This is a genomic window from Mesorhizobium sp. M0816, from assembly GCF_040320005.1.
GTDB lineage: Bacteria > Pseudomonadota > Alphaproteobacteria > Rhizobiales > Rhizobiaceae > Mesorhizobium.
Map to the genome: position 1 here is coordinate 171,515 of NZ_JAMYOT010000007.1, position 18,169 is coordinate 189,683.

Below are 18,169 nucleotides of genomic sequence, written 5' to 3' on the forward strand. Positions count from 1 at the left end.
TTCCGGATCTTTTGAAGGTTCAGCGCCGCCGGTCTAAGATTGGCGGGACAGCGTGGTTCCGCGGGGCGCAGCCGCAACTCATGCCTTCACGTGACGGGCGGAAAGGCTCATCCGCGAAATGGCCAAAATCGGCTTTTCAACAAAACTGTAGCTGGCCAGGGAGACGGCAATGCAGGCGGTGACAATAACCATGCCAGCAAGCCATGGTGATACGCTGACGCTTGCAACGACAGGAGCGGTCGCAAGCAGCACGATAGGATGCGTCAGATAGAGAGAGTAGGAGGCATCGCCCAACCTTGCCAGCAGGCGAGGAGCAAAAAGCCGGAAGTAGCTTTCCAGGCTGATGCAACCGGCGACAAGGATCAAGGCCGGGATTCCCTGAGCAAGGGTTCGCGGCAAGTTGAAGCCAAGTACCATCACCAGCATGGACACGATGGCGAACACGAGCGCCGAGACACCCAGGACGGTCGGCAAACGCGCCAGTCTGCCGACCAGGTGGCCGAGCGCCATGCCGGCAAGGAACTCAAACAGGATTGGCGTGGCATAGAAAAACAGCACAGTGTCGGCGGCGGGTTTGAAGACGATGCGCGCCGCTACGGCGATTGCAAAGACAACGCCGACCATGGCCATTTGCGTCAGCGTGCCGAAACGCATAGTCGCTGCGAACAGAATGTAAAACAGGATTTCCAGATTGAGCGTCCAACCCACGCCAAGCACCGGTTGGACATAGCCTGTGACCGTATCGAGATAGGCTATGAAAAGCAGGCTATTGGTGATCTGCTCAAGAAACACTGCACGACCGGCAAACAACCAAAGTGCGGCGACCATAAGGAAGGTCATAACCCAATAGAACGGAACGACGCGCGTGAAGCGCTGCATCAAAAAAGCACGGTGGTCGGCGCGTCTGTTCTCTGTCGAGAGAACCATTACAAAACCACTAATGACGAAAAACAGGTCGACGCCGCTGTTTAGAACGGGAATACGCAGATCGAGCATGCCCAGCGCGGCCGGAAGATGATAGATAACAACCATGAGAGCTGCCAGCCCCCGCAGTACCTGTATCGATGTATACTGTTGAATCCGACGCGGCGCAGCGTGATCATTCTGTGGAATGATGTTCATCAAAAAATGGTCCCCGGTGCAGGAGAGCATTAACATACGTGATCGTTGATGTGCCGATTAATTGTTGGTTTAATTAACACGTGAAGGTTTAGATAAGTTTTATTGATATAGCGTGCCGCCACACTTATGCTCGGCCGACTTTGGCCTGCCTCGTTGCCAAACTTGGCATCTCCCCAGTGAAGAGGAGATTGGCCGTTCCCGCGCTAACGGCTGGACTCGAAGATAGCGACGGCTGCCGCTGTCAGCGCAGCGTTACCGGGTGATACTGTTCCATCAGGAAGCTCCTTGCCGTCTTCCAGTCCGACGCGCGTCGACCAACGGCGTTCCGGCGCCTGGTGCACGAAAGGCCAGACCGTGGCGTCGGCGCCGTGCAGCAGGATTGCCCGGCGCATTCCGGCGCCGTCGAGCACGGCGGCGATATCGTCGCTGATCTCAAGCGCAGCGTCCGGCTCCTGCTCGGAGATTTCGATCAGGATGCGCAGCACGCGGTTGCCATGGTCGAGGCTCACCAGGCGTTCGGCGTCGGCAACGGAGGCGAGCCCGGCCTCGATGCCAATGCCGCGCTGGCGCAGACGGTCCATGACTGCCGGTGCTGCATTCTCGCTGAGATTGACCGAGGCATAGTCGGGCAGCTCGCTCCAGCCGGCGATCGCAACCAGCGTCCGCTGGTCGTCGTTCTCGATCCAGGCACCCGTCGACACGCCAATCAGCGTCCCCGGGCAGGCGCGGCGGAGCGCCAGCACCGTCCGATCCATCGCCGCCGGAGCCAGGCTTTCCCGACCGTCCAGCCCGCGGGCATGAACATGCAGTTCGGCGGCGCCGGCAGCGATGCAGGCCGCGCCGTCACGCGCCATGGCCTCCGCCGTCAGCGGCAGTTGCGGGTGGAAATCGGCGCTGCGCGCGCCATTGATGCAGGTCTGGACGATCATGCCAGGGGCAGTCCGGTTGCGGTTGCTGCCAGTCTAGCGCGGGCCAGTGAAAACCGGAATCGCGCTGGCGAAGGCTCCTGACATATGGACGCGGCACAGCCTGAATCAGTCTGGCAGAATGCACCTGTATTGTGTTGTTCGGCATAGTCTTCTTAGCAAACGAACATCCGTCGGGCAGAGTTACGGCGAAACACCCAACTCGCGTAACGCAGCGTTGGCGGCACGGTATTCGATAAAAATCTTTGGACAATGGCTGACGGTATGCCTTGCTCTGTCGCATCCTCGATCATGCGCGTGCAGGCGGCGATCCGCGTGCTTGCCTCGACCTCGTCATCGCTGACGCAGTCGTTGCTGGCGGCCAGCGCCGGAAGCCCCGTGACAAGCAGGAGGATGAGACCAGCCAGCGTGCGCCAGAAAAACCTGTGCCGTTCTCGAACCGGTCCGGTCAAGTCGCTCCTCGGGTCATCAAAAAGTCTTGGAAATTGTCTTCACGGAACCGCGCCCAACTCGTGCAGAGCGGCCTTGGCCGCAACGTATTCGTAATAGTCCCCAGGGCAATCGCTGGCAGCGACCCGGTAGAGCCGCAAGGCTTCGTCGTCATGGCGTTGCAGCCGATCGAGTTCGGCGATGAACAGGTTCGCCTCGCACAAATTGCCACGCTTCTTGGCCGGGTCGGCGTCGTCGGCTGCCGCCGATACCTCGGCCGGCGTCAATTCTCCAAGCAGCATGCGAACCGCTGGCGCCGGCCATTTGGTCATATCGAGCTTTTCAGTCGCTTCCTGCAAGTGGCCCACCGCACCATTGCGCCGCTCGGTCATCTCCAGCCAGATCGCAAAATAGGCATTGTCGGGCTTGAGCGTGGCCGCCTGTCCGAAATCGGCTTGCGCCTTGGCCAGCGCGCTCGAATAGAAGGCGAGAATGCCGCGGCCAAAATAGGCATAGGCATATTTCGGATCGAGGCTGATTGCCTGATCGTAGTCGGCGGTCGCGCGGGCGTAGTCGCCCTTTGCCGACCAGACAACGCCCCGGCCATTGTAAGCACGGGCGTCTTTCGGATCGAGGCTGATCGCCTTGTCGTAGTCGGCAATGGCGCGGTCATCGTCGCCCTTCTTGTGCCAGATACGGCCTCGGTACCTGAACGCCTTGGCATGTACTGGATCGAGCACGATCGCCTGGCTGTAGTCGGCAATGGCGCGGTCATCGTCGCCCTTGTGTGCCCAGGCATTGCCTCTGTTGTCGTAGGCAGTTGGGTCTTTAGGATCGAGCGTGATTGCCTGGCTGAAGTCGGCAATGGCGCCATCATAGTCGCCCTTGTCAGACCAGACGAGGCCTCGGTTGTACCAGGCATCAACGTTTTTTGGATCGAGGCTGATTGCCTGGGTGTAGTCGGCGACAGCGTGGTCGTCGTCACCCTTCTTCTTCCAGGCAATGCCACGGTTGTTGTAAGCCGTGGCATCCTGGGAATCGAGGCCGATCGCTTGGTCATAATCCGCGATAGCGCGGTCGTAATCGCCCTTGTGTTTCCAGGCAACGCCTCGATTGTTGTAAGCACTAGCGTCCTGAGGATTGAGGCCGATCGCTTGGTCATAATCGGCGATGGCACGGTCGTAGTCGCCCTTGTGCGACCAAGCCAGGCCTCTGTTGTAGTAGGTGCTGGCGTCTTTCAGACCCAGGCCGATTGCCTGATCGTAGTCGGCAAGGGCGCGATCATTATCGCCCTTGCGTGCCCAAGCGATGCCACGATCTCCATACGTGTCGGCATGTTTCGGGTCGAGGTCGATCGCACGATCATAGTCTGCAATGGCGCGGTCATAGTCGCCCTTGTGTACCCAGACAGCACCACGATTGCTGTAGGCTTTGGCGTCTTTCGCATCCAGACTGATCGCCTGTTCGTAGTCGGCGATGGCTCGGTCGTATTCGCCCTTCTGTTTCCAGGCAACACCACGGTTGTTGTAGGCCCCCGCATTTTTCGGATCGAGGCTGATTGCCTGGTCGTAGTCGGCGATGGCACGATCGTAGTCGCCCTTGTCTGCCCAGGCGTTGCCCCGGTTGCTGTGGGCATCGGAATGCTTCGGATCGAGGCTGATGGCCTGATCATAGTCTGTAATGGCGCGGTCGTAGTCGCCCTTGTGCTCCCAGGCGACACCTCGGCTGTTGTACGGCTCCGGGTTTGTCGGGTCGAGGCTGATCACCTGGCCAAAATCGGCGATGGCGCGATCATTTTCGCCCACTTCGACCATTGTGGTGCCTCTGGCATAGTAAGCACCGGCGAATTTCGAATCGAGGTCGATCGCCTGGCCCAAATCGGCAATCGCACGGTCGTACTCGCCTTGTGACGCCCGTGCCTCGCCGCGCTTGTAGTAGGCAGTGGCGCGGTTGGCCACAGGCTCCGTGGGATCCTCGATCATGCGCGTACAGGCGGCGATCCGCGTGCTGGCCTCGACCTCGTCGTCGCTGACGCAGTCGCTGCTGGCGGACAAGGCCGGGAGCGCCGAGACCAGCATCGCGACGAGGCAAACGAGGAATTGCCGGACTGCCCCGTCCCTTTGTCGAACCCGTCCGATCAATTCGCCCCCCATCGCGGCAAGCCCAGCTGCATTGTATTCAACGAAATCCCCGAGACAATCGCTAACGAGCTCACCCAGCAAGAAACGGGTGGTCCGCGCGCGCCGTTTCACCCATCTCAATGACAGAGAAGCCACAGGAGGCGAAGCCATGACCATCCATTCGATAGGCGCGAAAGCGGCGGTGAAATCGGCGGAGCTGCGCGTTGCCGGATATGATTGGCGGACGCTGGCCGATGAGCTGAGCGGCTATGGCTGCGCGGTGATGGAAAAGCTGCTGACGCCGCAGGAGTGCCGGCAGATTGCCGAACTTTATTCGGACGAGAGCCATTTCCGCAGCCATGTCCACATGGCGCGGCACGGCTTCGGCAAGGGCGAGTACCGCTATTTCCGCTATCCCTTGCCCGACTTGATCGGCGGCTTGCGCACCGCGCTCTATCCGCGCCTGGCTGCGGTCGCCAACGACTGGAACGAGCGCATGGGTATCGCGCAGCGCTATCCCGACGAACACGCCGCGTTCCTCGAGCAATGCCACGAGCAGGGCCAGACGCGGCCGACGCCGCTCCTGCTGCAATACGTTAACGGCGACTTCAACTGCCTGCACCAGGATCTCTACGGCGATCTTGCCTTCCCGCTGCAGGTGACGATCCTGTTGTCGGAACCAGGCAAGGATTTCACCGGCGGCGAGTTCGTGCTGACCGAGCAGCGTCCGCGCATGCAGAGCCGCGCCGAGGTGGTGCCGCTGCGCCAGGGCGATGCGGTCGCCTTCGCGGTCCACAATCGTCCGGTCCAGGGCACACGAGGTAATTACCGGGTCAATCTCAGGCACGGCGTCAGCCGGCTTCGCTCCGGCATGCGCCACACTGTCGGTATCATCTTCCACGACGCCAAGTAACCGAGCCGCCCGGTCGAGGCCCGGCGGCGGTTACCGGGAAAAATCGCTGCGCACGATGCCGTGGCGCTGGAGTTTGTCGTAGAAGGTCTTGCGCGGAATCCCCAGCGCTTCGATCGTGCGCCTGACGTCGCCCTCGTTGCGGCCAAGCGTTTCGCGGATGATGTCGGCCTCGTAGCGCTCCAGCCGCTCCGGCAGCTTCATGGCGGCGTTCGATTGGGTCGGGGCAGGGGGTTGTGCTTCGGCGCCTTCCTCCAATCCAAGCACAAACCGCTCGGCGAAATGCGCCAGTTCGCGCACATTGCCCGGCCAGTCATGGCCGCTCAGATGGCGATGCACCGAAGCCGGAACATTTGGCATCGGACGGTGGAAGCGGGCGGCGGCGCGTTCGGCGAAATAGAAGAACAGCAGGGCGACATCGTCGCGGCGTTCGCGCAGCGGCGGGATCGAGATCGTCACCACGTTGAGCCGGTAGTAGAGATCCTCGCGGAAAGCGCCGCGCTGGCGCGGATCGCCGAGGTCGACCTTGGCGGCGGCGACGACGCGCAGGTCGACCGGCCGCACCTCGTTGGTGCCGAGCGGCGTGACCTCGCGCATCTCCAGCACGCGCAACATCTGCACCTGTGTCGAGACCGGCATGCTTTCGATCTCGTCGAGGAACAGTGTGCCGCCGCTGGCGTGCTCGATGCGGCCGATCCGTTTCTTCTGCGCGCCGGTGAAGGCGCCGGCCTCATGGCCGAACAACTCGCTCTCGATGACCGTCTCCGGCAGCGTGCCGCAATTCAGCGCAACGAAGTTGCCCTTGGCGCGGCGGCTCCACCGATGCAGAAGGCTTGCCACCACCTCCTTGCCGGAGCCGGTTTCGCCGGTCACCAGCACGTCGACGTCGGTGTCGGCGATCTGGCGTAGCGTGCGGCGCAGCCTGTCCATCGCCGGCGTCTGGCCGATCAGCGGCAGGCCGTCCTGCGCCTCTCCGGCCGCCTCGCGCAAGGCGCGGTTCTCCATCACCAGGCGGCGCTTTTCCGCTGCGCGGCGGACGCTCTGTACCAGCCGGTCGGCGGCGAAGGGTTTGGTGATGAAGTCGTAGGCGCCGTCCTTGATCGCCTTGACGGCCATGGCGATGTCGCCGTGGCCGGTGACGAGGATGACGGGAATGTCGGCATCCAGCCGCAGGATGCGATTGAAAAGCTGCAAGCCGTCGATCTGAGGCATGCGGATATCCGACACCACGACGCCGGTAAAACCGGCGTCGAGCCCGGCCAGCGCCTCAGCCGCCACCGCAAAGGCGGAGACCGAGAAGCCGGCAAGCTCCAGCGTCTGCACGGTGGCCTTGAGGAGATCGCGGTCGTCGTCGATCAGGATCACCGGCGCGGCATTGTCGTTCGTCATGATGGCTTACGCTGCTGTCTGGAGATGAATGGTGAAGCGGGTGCCGCTGTCGTCGCTCGAAACTTCGATGCGGCCGCCATAATCGGCGACAATGTCCTTCGAGATGACGAGGCCAAGGCCAAGGCCTTTTTCCTTGGAGGTGTTGAACGGCGTGAACAGCGATTTGAGGATCGCGGGTGGAATGCCCGGTCCGTTGTCGGACACGCCGACCGTCACGCCGTCCGCGGTCTCCTCGACCGACACCTGCACACGAGCGTCGTCGCGGCCGTCGAGTGCTTCGAGCGCGTTCTGGAAGAGGTTGATCAGCACCTGTTCGAGCCGCACCCGATTGCCCATGACCTTGAGGCTCGGCGGTGGCAGGTCGATGGCCAATGCGTCGAGCCGGCCGGCAAAGCGGCTTCTCAACAGCATGACGGCGCCTTCGATAACACCGCGTAATTCGACAGGCTCGGCGGCGGTGCGGCCCTTGCGGGCAAATGCCTTCAACTCCTCGGTGATTGAGCCGATGCGTTCGGTAAGGGCTGCGATAGCGCCGAGGTTTTCCTCGGCCGGCCCGGTCTGTTTGCGGTCGAGGAAGGTGCGGGCATTGTCGGCATAGGCGCGTATGGTGGCGACCGGCTGGTTGATCTCATGGGCGACGCCGGCAGCGACCTGGCCGAGGATGGCGAGACGGTTGGCCTGGACCAGATCCTGCTGCACGATTTGGAGCTTGGCTTCCGTGCTGCGGTGGCCTGTTATCTCGGCCTGCAACCGGTCGCGGGCGCGGCTCAAATCCTCGGTCCGTTCGACGACGCGGCGTTCGAGTTCGGTGCGGGCCGCCTGTTCGGCGGCAATCCGCATCTGCGCCGACTGCCGGCGCCACAACAGATACGCGGCAAGGCCGAGCAGCGGGACGACGACGCCGAGCGCAAGAAGCCGCATTTCGCGGACGGCGGCGGCGATCGGCGCTTCGACCGGGACAAGATAGTCGAGCCGCCAGGGGGTCGAAGGAACCGTCGTGGAAAGGCTGAGATACTCCGCGTCGCTGCCGCCGGGCGTCACCGCGTGGACGATCGACACATCCGGGCTGAGCGCCCGCGGGTGCTTGATCGGCAACGGCACAAGCGGCGCGTCGCCGAACTGTTGGCTGTCGCGGATCGCGGCTTGCTTAGGTGCGGCCAGCGGTGCGGTTGTCATGAAGCGCCAGGACGGCACGCTGGTGATCAGCACGACGCCATTCTCGTCGCTGACATAGGCCGGGCGGTTCGCCTCGCGCCAGTCGGCTTCGAGCTGGTCGAACTCCATCTTGACGACGACGACGCCGAGCGGTGCGGCGGCATCGCCGACGCGGCGCGAAATGTAGAGGCCGGGACGCTTGCTGACATTGCCGAGCGCAAAATACTCGGCGGTTCCGGCCTGCATCGCGCCGGAGAAATAATCGCGGAAACGGTAGTCGTTGCCGACGAAGCTGATCGGCTCGCGCCAGTTGCTGGAGGCGATCGCCAGTCCATCGGTGCCGATGACATAGAGTACCGACGCCTTGGTGCCCGAGACCAGCCCCTCGAGCTTGCGGTTCAGCACATCGATTGCCGCGGCATTTTTCTGCGTCAGCGCGTCACGCACTTGCTGGTCTGCGGACAAAAGCAGGGGCAGGGCACGCGGGCTTTCGAGCACGGCGCGCAGCAGCGCGACCTTCAGATTGGCGTCGGTACGCCCCTGCGCCGCGAGGGTCTCGACCTCGGCGGTGCGGCCGTAGAGGCCGGCGCCGTAGAGCGCTGCGGTGACGATCAGCAGGGCGACGGCCGCAAACAGCAGCCAGGCTCGGCGCGCCCGCCTGGCGAGTTGCTCGGGCGTCGAAGACAAGGCACCGGCGGGGCGTTGCAGCATCGCCCATTTGTGCATGAACTCGCACAAAACACAATTCGACCTATGCGGAGAGTCGCACTTGACCATGCGTCCGGCAGTGCGGACGTTTGCGAATGCTCAATAAAATCAATGCTGAAGCACTCTTCTGCGTATCTGGCACGGCTGTTGCAAACACGAATTCAGCAGTCGCGAGGCTGCTGGTCTCAAAACAACTGCCCCGGGGAGTCGAGCTTTCGATCGGGGCGCCATGGAGGACGTCATGCAGACAGCAATCGCTGCCGCCGAGCCGCGCGGCAAACTTCCCTTATACCGGCATCTTTATGTGCAGGTGCTCGCGGCGATCGCCGCCGGCGTGCTGCTCGGCCATTTCTATCCCGAAACCGGCGAGGCGATGAAGCCGTTCGGCGACGCCTTCATCAAGCTGGTGAAGATGGTGATCGCGCCGGTGATCTTCCTGACCGTGGCGACCGGCATCGCCGGTGTTTCCGACCTGCAGAAGGTCGGCCGCGTCGCCGGCAAGGCGATGATCTATTTCCTGGTGTTCTCGACGCTGGCGCTGGTCGTCGGCCTGGTCGTCTCCAATGTCGTCCAGCCCGGCGCCGGCATGCACATCAATCCAGCGACGCTCGATACCGCCAAGGTGGCGGCGTATGCCGAGAAGGCGCACGACACAACCATCGTCGGGTTCCTGATGAACATCATCCCTGACACCATCACCGGCGCCTTCGCGCAGGGCGACATTTTGCAGGTGCTGTTCTTCTCGGTGCTGTTCGGCGTCGCCCTGGCGTTGGTCGGCGATCGCGGCCGTCCGGTTGTCGATTTCCTGCAGGCGCTGACCACGCCGATCTTCCGCCTCGTCGCCATCCTGATGAAGGCCGCACCGATCGGCGCGTTTGGCGCCATGGCCTTCACGATCGGCAAATACGGCATCGGCTCGATCGCCAATCTCGCCATGCTGATCGGCACGTTCTACTTGACCGCGCTGCTGTTCGTGCTGGTGGTGCTCGGCGCGGTTGCCCGCTACAACGGCTTCTCGATCCTGGCGCTGATCCGCTACATCAAGGAAGAGCTGCTGCTGGTGCTTGGCACCTCGTCCTCGGAAGCGGCATTGCCGGGCCTCATGGCCAAGATGGAGCGCGCCGGCTGCAACCGCTCGGTGGTCGGCCTGGTCATCCCGACCGGCTATTCCTTCAATCTGGACGGCACCAACATCTATATGACGCTGGCGGCGCTGTTCATCGCGCAGGCGACCGACACGCCGCTCACCTACGGCGACCAGATCCTGCTGCTCGCCGTCGCCATGCTGAGCTCCAAGGGGGCCGCCGGCATCACCGGCGCCGGCTTCATCACCCTGGCGGCGACGCTTTCGGTCGTCCCCACCGTGCCGGTCGCCGGCATGGCGCTGATCCTCGGCGTCGACCGCTTCATGTCGGAATGCCGGGCGCTGACCAACTTCATCGGCAATGCGGTGGCGACAGTGGTGGTGGCACGCTGGGAGGGAGAACTCGACCAGACGAAGTTTGCCGCCGCCATGGCCGGCGACTTGCCGGAGGAAGTCGACCTGTCGCTGCCGGGTTTGCAGGCCGCCTGACCGTCTAGGCCACATGACCACAAGGCCCCGGAGGCGGTTCGCCGGCTTCGGGGCAACAGCGGCGGCGGTCGCGGCATGCCGCCTGAAACGCAACCTGAAGTGGCGCTATTTTCGATGCGGGGCTTGTTCCAGCCGCATTTGCAGGCCAGTATCCGCCGTGCCTTCATGGCACCGTCCGCTTCGCTCCCGACCTGATCGCGAGGCGAGACATTTCCGTCGGGCTCGGTTTGCAACATCATCCTTGCCGAACCGTCGGAGCTTTTGCTGCCGACCGCGTTCTGACTATGGCGGCAGCCCTCGAAGGCAATGGCGGCCTCACTGCGAAGTCGCAAGCGAAACGTGACCCGTCTCCTGGTGGAAAGCGCAAGCTTTTCTGAGGGGAACTCGTCGCGCCTGAAGAGGGGCACTTGAAGAGGGGCAGGCCCATGAGGGCCTTTGCCGAACCAAAGCAAGATGCGAGGTCAAACGCGATGCAGCCTGTCATTCCGGTATCCATCATCATCCCGAACTACAACTATGCGCGGTTCCTCAAACGCAGCATCGACAGCGCCCTCGAGCAGGACTACGCGGATGTCGAAGTCGTCGTCGTCGACGATGCATCGCAGGACAATTCCACGACAATCATGGAATCCTATCGCGACGAGATCCTCGCATGCCCGCGGGCGCAAAATGGCGGACACGCGGCGGCGTTCAACACCGGCTTCGCGGCGAGCTCGGGCAAGATCGTCCTGTTCCTCGACGCCGACGATTATCTTTATCCAACCGCCGTCTCCACCATTGTCGAAACCTGGGACGAGGCAACCGCTCAGGTCCAGTCCAGACTGCATATCGTCGACGAGGGGCAACGCATCAAGGATGTCTTTCCGCCGCCCGAATTGCCTTTCGACAGCGGTGACGTCATGCCGAAACTCCTGCACAAGGGCCGCTATCAGACGACAGTGACCAGCGGGCTGGCCTTTGACCGCGCAACGCTCGAATCGATCATGCCGATACCGGAGCCGGAATTCCGCCAGGGCGCCGACGGCTATCTGGCAACGCTGGCGCCGATGTACGGGCATGTCCAATCGATCGACGAATGCCTCGGCGCCTACCGGATCCACGGCGCCAACCATTCAGTCTTCGGTGAAAAGCTCGCCGAGCGGGCACGCTGGCGGGTAACCCACGATTTCCGCCGCATGCAGGCGCTGTCGGACCAGGCCTCGGGGATCGGCCTGACCATCGTGCCGTCGGATGCTGTCCGCCACGATCCGGTCCACCTGGAAGAGCGGCTGGCGTCGCTCTGCGCCGACAGCGGCCGACACCCCGTGGCCGATGATTCCCGGCTGGCGCTCGGGGCGGCCGGCGCCGTCGCCAGCCTCGAAATGACCGCATCCTTGCGGCGGCGCGCCATCCTTGCCGCCTGGTTCCTGTCGGTCGGGCTGTTGCCGCGGAAAATGGCGACGGCAGTGCTGTCGTGGAAGCTCGACGCATCGTCGAGGCCGGCATTTTTGAGCCGCCTGTCCAAGACTATTCGCCACGCCATGGGATAGCGGATAATGCCGTGACATAGGTCCGCCAGGTATTCGGCTGGCCCGGCTCAGCATCCAGCGGGCGTAGCTATTGCCTCCGATTGGCTGGACCATTCTGTAAATCATTTGCTTACACCTGCTTGACCCGCGTCAGCAATATGCTTACATGTTGCATGATCAAGTCGTTCAAGCACAAGGCGCTGGCGGACCTCTTTCAAACCGGAAAGACCGGAAAGATAGACGCCAAGATGCATAAGCGCATCCTTGTCCGTCTTGACCGCTTGGAAGTCTCGGAAAGGCCTGATGACATGGACCTGCCCGGCTTCGACTTCCACGCTTTGGAGGGCTTTAACCCGACCCGCTACACGGTGCATGTCAACGGGCCGTGGTGCATCACATTCGAATTCGACGCCAATGATGCTGCCCGCGTCGATTTCGAACAGTACCATTGAGACGGCTTAGATTGGAGAATCGATTATGAGCGTGTATGAGCCGATGCGTCCGATGGAGCGCTGCCCATCCCACCCTGGGGCGCTGCTCGACGACATTATCCCGGCAACCGGAAAGACCAAGGTGGAAATCGCCAATCTGCTCGGAATCTCGCGCCAGCAGCTTTATGACATCATCCGCGAAAAGAAGCCGGTGTCGCCGGCTGTCGCTGCCCGTCTTGGAAAGATGTTCGGCGACGGCGCCGCGATCTGGCTCAGGATGCAGGCTGCCTATGATGCTTGGCATGCGGAGCGCGAGGTCGACGTCAGCGCCGTTCCAAGGTTGCATGCTGCCTGAGATGCAATAAATCCGCCGAACCACCGAGCTCTCAAAAATCGATCACGGTCCTGCCTGCCTGGACCGGTTCTCCGGTTCGACGGCGCGCTCGACCAGGACATGCGCCTCCCGCGCGGCCTCGACGAATGCGTTCCTGGCGGCTTCGGTCCAGCGGTCGTCGCTCATGGCGCGGCGGCATGTGCGCAGTGCCACCCCGTGTTTGGCGCTGCCGGTGTCACGCCAGTGGGCTTCCAGCAACGCGACAGCCTGCCGTGCGTTGGAAATGTTGCGGATATCTCCCACGATGCCGACCGCAACCGCAACCGGCTTGGCAAACCATCCTTGGTTCATGGCGGGGCCTTCGACCTGTTGAACCATCTATAACGAAAATCGTAGCCCAAGGTTTCATTCGCGCCAGTCACCACGGCGTGAGGCGGCGTCTACTGCGCCGCGCGCAGCCTGACCACGACGCTTCGCGCCACAAGCACCAGCACGGTGATGACGATCAGGATCACCGAGAGCGCTGCGATCGCCGGGTCGATGTTGTCGCGCAGGCCCATCCACATTAGCCGCGGCAGCGTGATGGCGTTGACCGAGGTGATGAACAGGGTGACGCCGATCTCTTCCCAGGACAGCACGAAGGACAGCAGTGCTGCGGTGACGATGCCGAACTTGATGTTGGGCATGATGATGCGGGTGGCGCGCTCCCACACGGTCGCGCCGAGGCCGCGGGCTGCGAGGTCGATGCGGCGGTCGAGCTGGCTAAGCGACACCAGGATCAGCACCGTGGCGAAGGGCACCGTCATCACCGCATGCGCCATGGCGACACCCAGCCAGGTGTCATAGCCGAAGAACGACGAGAACCCCGAGATCGAGGTCAGCAGGAAATAGAGCGTGATTGCCGAGACCACCGGCGGCACCACCATTGGCAGCAGCACGAAGCCGACGAGAGCGGCGGTGAAGCGCGGCTGGAACATCCAGACGCCGAGGCTGAAGCACAGTGCCAGCACCGTGGAAAAGGCGCTGCTGACTATGCCGATCCTGATCGAGAGCAGGATCGAATTGATCCAGCGCGGATCCTCGATCAGCGCCTGGTAATGGCGCAGCGACAGTTCGCCCGACGGCATCGCCAGCATGCGGCTCGGCGTCAGCGATACCGGGATGACGGCGAGCAGCGGCAACAGCAGGAATAGCGCGACCAGGGCGGCGAGGATCAGCGAGACGGGACCGGGGCGGTAGGTCGGCATCGCGCTACACCAACTGCTTCGGCCTGATATAGCGGAAAAGCAGCGCCATCAGCGCGCCGACGAATAACACCAGCACCACGCTGATCGCCGCGCCCAGGCCCCAGTCTGGGCTCTGGAAGATGCGGAGATAGATCAGCTCGGCGATCATCACGCTGCGGCCGCCGCCGAGAATCGCCGGCGTGACGAAGAAGCCGAGCGAAAAGACGAAGACGATCAGCGCCGAGCCGATGATGCCGGAGCGGGTCATCGGCACGAATACCGACCAGAAGGTGCGCATGCGGCTGGAGCCGAGGCCGCGCGCCGCCAGCAGCACACGGTCGTCGAGGCTTCGCATCGAAGAGGCCAGTGGAAACACCGCGAAGGGGATGAGGAAATGCGTCATGCCGACGATAACGCCGAACTCGTTGCGCACCAGCGCCAGCGGCTCCGAGATGAAGCCGACCGCCTGCAGCCAGGTGTTGATCAGGCCGCGATTGGACAAAAGCGCCACCCAGCCGAAGGCGCGCGTCAGCACCGAGATCCAGAACGGCACCAGGATGCAGAACTCGGCCACGACGCGCTGCACCGGCGTGCCGCGTACCCAGACAACGGTGATGGCGTAGGCGGCGGCAACCGAAACGATCGTCACGATCGCGGCGATACGCAGCGTGCGGATGAAGACCGACTGCACCAACTGATCCGTGAGCAGCGCATTGTACTGCCCCAGCCCCGGCGTGGGCAGGGTGAAGCTCCATTTAACCACGCCAAGGAATGGCCAGGCGTAAGCCAGCACAAGAAAGAGGAGCAGCGGCGCCATCAACAGCGCCGCGCCCATCCTGTCGGAGAGGTATGCTCTCATCCGGTTATCCCGGCTTGTCAGGCGGAGATGATCTTCGTGTATTCGTCGAGTGCCGCCCCGTAGTTCTTGGCGTACCAATCCATGTCGAGCGGAATCTGCTTCTTCATGTTCTCGGGATCGACCGGATTGATACGCCTCTTGTCGGCGGGGATCAGCGCATCGGTGGCCGGGTTGGCCGGACCCTGGCCGAGCTTGTCGAACATGATGAGTTCCTTCTCCGGGTCCTGGGTGCTGGCGATGAACTTCATCGCCGCGTCCTTGCCGCCGGGATTGCCCTTGAGCACGGCGAGCGCGCCGGGCGAGATCAGGCCCTGGTCCCAGATGAACTTGATCTTGCCGCCGGAATCCTGCTCGATGAGCGAAGCCCGCGTCGACCAGACGATCGCCATCGAGGCCTCGCCATTGAGCAGCACGCTCTGGCTTTCGGCGCCGCCACCCCAATAGGCGACGACGTTTTCCTTGAAGGCGGCGATCTTGTCATGCGCGCGCTTGAGGTCGAGCGGGTAGAGCGAGGCCGGCGCGATGCCGTCGGCGAGCAGTGCCGCTTCCCAGCTCGACACGCCCCATTTGTAGAGCGAGCGCTTGCCGGGGAATTTTGCCACGTCAAAGAAGTCGGCCATGCCGGTCGGTGCCTGGCTGCCGTATTTCTCGGCATCGTAGGCGATGACGTAGGAGAAGAAATAGGTCGAGGCAGCGTACTCCCAGCCGAATCCCGGCCGCATCTTCTTCTTGTCGACGACCGCATAGTCGATCGGCTCCAGCATGCCTTGGGCGCCGAGCGTGATGGCCGAGAACGGATCGACGTCGACCAGATCCCAGGTCGGCGCGCCGCTCTTGAACTGCGCCGCGATCGCGCCTTCGGTCGGGCCGGAGCCGTCCATCTTGACGGTGATGCCGGTCTCCTTGGTGAAGGCCTGGCCATAAGCCGCATCGTAGGCGGTGATGGCGTCGCCGCCCCAGTTGACCAGCACCAGTTCCTTCGCCGCGGCAACGGCGCCGGTCGAGCGCAGCAGCATCGGCGTGCCGGCCAGCACCAATGCGGCCAGCTGCGTGAACTGCCGGCGCGAGATCTCGCCGCGCACTGCCCTGGCGGATAGCGCCTCGATGGAATTTTTCTTGGTTTGGTTTGTCATGTCAGTTCCCCTTTTGTCGTTGGTATTTCCTGAATGTCAGCTTGGCGAATTCGCCACGCCGATCGTCATTGCTCTCCATCCGGAAGGAGGAAGCCTTTCTCCGCGGGCCAGGTCAGCCAGACGGAATTGCCCTTGCTGAGGGCAGAGGCGGCGACCTCGTTCGGCACCGAGACCGTCACCTTGGCGCCTTGCCGCGTCGTCAGATCGAGCCGCGTCGCAGCGCCGAGATAGGTCGAGGCGACGGCAGTCGCGGCAATGCCGTTCTCGCCTGCCGCGGCTTCGCGGGCGATCGACATGTATTCCGGCCGGATCGCCAGGATGGCATCGCCACGGACCTTCTCGGCCCTGCAGCGCATGCTGATCGCGCGGTCTTCGCAGAGGCCCGTCGAGCCATTGTCGGCCGGGCGCACGCCCTTCAGCGGCAGCATGTTGATCTCGCCCAGGAACTCGGCGACGAAGCGGTTGTCCGGCCGGTCGTAGACCTCGTCCGGCGCGCCGACCTGCAGCAATTTGCCATGGTTGAAGATGGCGACGCGAGATGACAACGCCAACGCCTCGCTCTGGTCATGGGTGACGAAGACGAAGGTGGTGCCAGTCTCCTGGTGCAACCGCTTCATCTCGGCCTGCATCTGGCCGCGCAGGCCCTTGTCGAGTGCCGAAAACGGCTCATCGAGCAAAAGTACGCCCGGCTCGAACACCAGCGCCCGCGCCAGCGCCACGCGTTGCTGCTGGCCGCCGGACAATTGCGACGGCAGTTTCTTCTCGTGGCCCTTGAGCCCGACGCGCTCGATCATTTCGCCGACGCGGCGTTTGATCTCGGCCGCCGGTTTCTTGCGCACCTTGAGCGGGAAGGCGATGTTGGCCTCGACGCTCATATGCGGGAACAGCGCATAGCCCTGGAACACCATGCCGGCGGCACGCTGCTCGGCCGGCCGCTCGGTGATGTCGACGCCGTCGCTGTAAAGGCGACCGTCGGTCGGCTGAATGAAGCCGGCAAGGATCATCAGGAAGGTGGTCTTGCCGGAACCGGAGGGGCCGAGCAAGGTGAGGAATTCGCCACGGCCGATATCGAGCGTCAGATCGTCCAGCGCACGGAACGAGCCGAAGCTCTTGCCGATCCCGATTGCCTTGATCTCTGCGGCCCGGCCGGGTTGCTGCATCCTGCCCTTTCCTTAGCGTAGGCGAAATCGTAGGCAGGGCGGCGGCTCACCGCAACCGAATAGTTTTCGCCTGATCGGCAAATTTGATTCATCTATGCGCCAATCTCCCCCCTCGAGGGGGAAATGTCGCCGAAGGCGACAGAGGGGGTCGCTTCGCTTGAAGTGCCAACCTCCTCTGCAGCAGCAGGCCGAGCCCAGTTGGACCGACCCCCTCTGGCCGCTTCGCGGCCATCTCCCCCTCGAGGGGGGAGATTAACGCTGGTTCTCCGACAGCTTCGATCTCAGCCACCGCCCAAACGCCTCCAGCACCGGATGCGCCGCCTTGGCGTGCTCGGAAACCAGAAAATACGAGCGCGGTGAATTGATCGCTATGTCGAAGGGGCGGACCAGCCGGCCTTCGCTCAGTGCCCGGCCGCTGGTCAGCTCGTCGCCCATGGCGATGCCCTGGCCGGCGATCGCCGCCGAAAAGACCAGGTTCATGTCGGAAAAGAAGATGCCGCCTTCCGGGTCGGGGTTCTCGACCTTGGACAGCGCCAGCCAGCGCGCCCAGTCCTCGGTATCGCCGAGATGCAGGAGATTGGCGCGCAGCACGTCGGCCGGCTTGGAGAAGCCGCCGATCTTGTTGAGCAGCGTCGGGCTGCACAGCGGCGTAAAGGAGATCCCGCACAACAGCTCGACCGCGCGGTTCGGCCAATTGCCGACGCCGAAGGCGATGAAGGCATCGGCCTCGGCATTGCTCACGTCGTCGAGACGGCGCGGCGTCAGGATGCGCAGCGCGACATCGGGGTACATCTGCCGGAACTCGCCGATATGGGTGCACAGGAACAGGGAGGCGAAACCCGGCGTACAACTGACACTGAATGAGCCGCCGATGCCGGTGCCGGCATGGCGTGTCACCGCGTCGCCCAGCACCGTCAGCGCCTTGCGCACGTCGCTGGCATAGCGTTGGCCGCGTGGCGTCAGCGCCACGCCCTTGCCGATGCGTTCGAGCAGATCGAAGCCGAGATCGCGTTCGAGCAGGCGCAACTGATGACTGACGGCACTGCGGGTCAGATGCAGTTCGTCAGCGGCGCGCCAGACGCTGCCGTGGCGGGCAAAACTGTCGAGGGCGCGCAGCGCCTGCGTCGAGGGAATTCTCAAGAGGTGAACCGAATTTGCATGAGCCGGGAAAACATATCACTTTTTG

General features: G+C 63.1%; 17 protein-coding genes. 5 read left to right on the top strand and 12 right to left on the bottom strand.

Annotation, left to right across the window (positions count from 1 at the left end):
- Positions 1–78: 78 nt before the first annotated feature.
- The 4 genes from NKI17_RS12975 to NKI17_RS12990 all read right to left on the bottom strand — a co-directional run bounded on the left by NKI17_RS12975 (position 79) and on the right by NKI17_RS12990 (position 4,531).
- Entirely contained in the window at positions 79–1,122 is a 1,044-nt protein-coding gene (locus tag NKI17_RS12975) for an acyltransferase family protein (RefSeq protein ID WP_352906052.1), read from the bottom strand.
- A 203-nt stretch (positions 1,123–1,325) separates the two neighbouring features.
- Complete coding sequence (locus NKI17_RS12980; protein WP_352569109.1) at positions 1,326–2,051, bottom strand: 3-keto-5-aminohexanoate cleavage protein; 726 nt, start codon at positions 2,049–2,051, stop codon at positions 1,326–1,328.
- A 152-nt stretch (positions 2,052–2,203) separates the two neighbouring features.
- A complete protein-coding gene (locus NKI17_RS12985) occupies positions 2,204–2,500 on the bottom strand; it encodes a hypothetical protein (RefSeq protein WP_352569110.1) in 297 nt (98 codons plus the stop codon).
- Between the two features lie 39 nt (positions 2,501–2,539).
- Positions 2,540–4,531, bottom strand: coding sequence for a tetratricopeptide repeat protein (locus NKI17_RS12990; protein WP_352906054.1), 1,992 nt, complete (start codon positions 4,529–4,531; stop codon positions 2,540–2,542).
- A gap of 235 nt (positions 4,532–4,766) precedes the next feature.
- On the opposite strand from NKI17_RS12990, the gene NKI17_RS12995 reads away from it, so the two are divergent.
- Positions 4,767–5,510 (top strand): 2OG-Fe(II) oxygenase, encoded by a 744-nt coding sequence (locus NKI17_RS12995; protein ID WP_352906056.1) that lies wholly within the window; start codon positions 4,767–4,769, stop codon positions 5,508–5,510.
- 30 nt (positions 5,511–5,540) lie between these two features.
- Here the strand turns inward: NKI17_RS12995 and NKI17_RS13000 are convergent, their stop codons facing one another.
- Complete coding sequence (locus NKI17_RS13000) at positions 5,541–6,896, bottom strand: sigma-54-dependent transcriptional regulator (protein ID WP_352784376.1); 1,356 nt, start codon at positions 6,894–6,896, stop codon at positions 5,541–5,543.
- Between the two features lie 6 nt (positions 6,897–6,902).
- Complete coding sequence (locus NKI17_RS13005; RefSeq protein WP_352906058.1) at positions 6,903–8,762, bottom strand: sensor histidine kinase; 1,860 nt, start codon at positions 8,760–8,762, stop codon at positions 6,903–6,905.
- A gap of 238 nt (positions 8,763–9,000) precedes the next feature.
- Here NKI17_RS13005 and NKI17_RS13010 point away from each other — a divergent pair, with 238 nt between their 5' ends.
- From NKI17_RS13010 to NKI17_RS13025, 4 genes are all read left to right on the top strand, one after another.
- The gene (locus NKI17_RS13010; RefSeq protein WP_031211944.1) at positions 9,001–10,332 is read left to right on the top strand and encodes a dicarboxylate/amino acid:cation symporter; all 1,332 of its coding nucleotides are present in this window, start codon (positions 9,001–9,003) and stop codon (positions 10,330–10,332) included.
- A 470-nt stretch (positions 10,333–10,802) separates the two neighbouring features.
- On the top strand, positions 10,803–11,861 hold the full coding sequence (locus NKI17_RS13015) for a glycosyltransferase family 2 protein (RefSeq protein WP_023677263.1): 1,059 nt from the start codon (positions 10,803–10,805) through the stop codon (positions 11,859–11,861).
- Positions 11,862–12,013: 152 nt separating this feature from the next.
- A complete protein-coding gene (locus NKI17_RS13020) occupies positions 12,014–12,292 on the top strand; it encodes a type II toxin-antitoxin system RelE/ParE family toxin (RefSeq protein ID WP_023677264.1) in 279 nt (92 codons plus the stop codon).
- Positions 12,293–12,317: 25 nt separating this feature from the next.
- The gene (locus NKI17_RS13025; protein ID WP_023677265.1) at positions 12,318–12,626 is read left to right on the top strand and encodes a HigA family addiction module antitoxin; all 309 of its coding nucleotides are present in this window, start codon (positions 12,318–12,320) and stop codon (positions 12,624–12,626) included.
- 42 nt (positions 12,627–12,668) lie between these two features.
- On the opposite strand, the gene NKI17_RS13030 is transcribed toward NKI17_RS13025, so the two are convergent.
- The 6 genes from NKI17_RS13030 to NKI17_RS13055 all read right to left on the bottom strand — a co-directional run bounded on the left by NKI17_RS13030 (position 12,669) and on the right by NKI17_RS13055 (position 18,123).
- The gene (locus NKI17_RS13030; protein WP_031211945.1) at positions 12,669–12,956 is read right to left on the bottom strand and encodes a DUF982 domain-containing protein; all 288 of its coding nucleotides are present in this window, start codon (positions 12,954–12,956) and stop codon (positions 12,669–12,671) included.
- An 89-nt stretch (positions 12,957–13,045) separates the two neighbouring features.
- Positions 13,046–13,852: an ABC transporter permease gene (locus NKI17_RS13035; protein WP_352569115.1), complete on the bottom strand. Its 807-nt coding sequence runs from the start codon at positions 13,850–13,852 to the stop codon at positions 13,046–13,048.
- Between the two features lie 4 nt (positions 13,853–13,856).
- The gene (locus NKI17_RS13040; RefSeq protein ID WP_031194462.1) at positions 13,857–14,690 is read right to left on the bottom strand and encodes an ABC transporter permease; all 834 of its coding nucleotides are present in this window, start codon (positions 14,688–14,690) and stop codon (positions 13,857–13,859) included.
- 17 nt (positions 14,691–14,707) lie between these two features.
- On the bottom strand, positions 14,708–15,823 hold the full coding sequence (locus tag NKI17_RS13045) for an ABC transporter substrate-binding protein (RefSeq protein ID WP_352569116.1): 1,116 nt from the start codon (positions 15,821–15,823) through the stop codon (positions 14,708–14,710).
- 65 nt (positions 15,824–15,888) lie between these two features.
- A complete protein-coding gene (locus tag NKI17_RS13050) occupies positions 15,889–16,983 on the bottom strand; it encodes an ABC transporter ATP-binding protein (RefSeq protein WP_352455434.1) in 1,095 nt (364 codons plus the stop codon).
- 252 nt (positions 16,984–17,235) lie between these two features.
- Positions 17,236–18,123 carry a LysR substrate-binding domain-containing protein gene (locus tag NKI17_RS13055; RefSeq protein WP_023677271.1) on the bottom strand — a complete coding sequence of 296 codons (888 nt, stop codon included), beginning with the start codon at positions 18,121–18,123 and terminating at the stop codon, positions 17,236–17,238.
- Positions 18,124–18,169: the final 46 nt, after the last annotated feature.

Bases quoted from the DNA above. Each gene is read 5' to 3' on its own strand.
- NKI17_RS12975 (WP_352906052.1), bottom strand. From the start codon at position 1,122: ATGAACATCATTCCACAGAATGATCACGCTGCGCCGCGTCGGATTCAA.
- NKI17_RS12980 (WP_352569109.1), bottom strand. From the start codon at position 2,051: ATGATCGTCCAGACCTGCATCAATGGCGCGCGCAGCGCCGATTTCCAC.
- NKI17_RS12995 (WP_352906056.1), top strand. From the start codon at position 4,767: ATGACCATCCATTCGATAGGCGCGAAAGCGGCGGTGAAATCGGCGGAG.
- NKI17_RS13000 (WP_352784376.1), bottom strand. From the start codon at position 6,896: ATGACGAACGACAATGCCGCGCCGGTGATCCTGATCGACGACGACCGC.
- NKI17_RS13005 (WP_352906058.1), bottom strand. From the start codon at position 8,762: ATGCTGCAACGCCCCGCCGGTGCCTTGTCTTCGACGCCCGAGCAACTC.
- NKI17_RS13010 (WP_031211944.1), top strand. From the start codon at position 9,001: ATGCAGACAGCAATCGCTGCCGCCGAGCCGCGCGGCAAACTTCCCTTA.
- NKI17_RS13015 (WP_023677263.1), top strand. From the start codon at position 10,803: ATGCAGCCTGTCATTCCGGTATCCATCATCATCCCGAACTACAACTAT.
- NKI17_RS13020 (WP_023677264.1), top strand. From the start codon at position 12,014: ATGATCAAGTCGTTCAAGCACAAGGCGCTGGCGGACCTCTTTCAAACC.
- NKI17_RS13025 (WP_023677265.1), top strand. From the start codon at position 12,318: ATGAGCGTGTATGAGCCGATGCGTCCGATGGAGCGCTGCCCATCCCAC.
- NKI17_RS13030 (WP_031211945.1), bottom strand. From the start codon at position 12,956: ATGAACCAAGGATGGTTTGCCAAGCCGGTTGCGGTTGCGGTCGGCATC.
- NKI17_RS13035 (WP_352569115.1), bottom strand. From the start codon at position 13,852: ATGCCGACCTACCGCCCCGGTCCCGTCTCGCTGATCCTCGCCGCCCTG.
- NKI17_RS13040 (WP_031194462.1), bottom strand. From the start codon at position 14,690: ATGAGAGCATACCTCTCCGACAGGATGGGCGCGGCGCTGTTGATGGCG.
- NKI17_RS13045 (WP_352569116.1), bottom strand. From the start codon at position 15,823: ATGACAAACCAAACCAAGAAAAATTCCATCGAGGCGCTATCCGCCAGG.
- NKI17_RS13050 (WP_352455434.1), bottom strand. From the start codon at position 16,983: ATGCAGCAACCCGGCCGGGCCGCAGAGATCAAGGCAATCGGGATCGGC.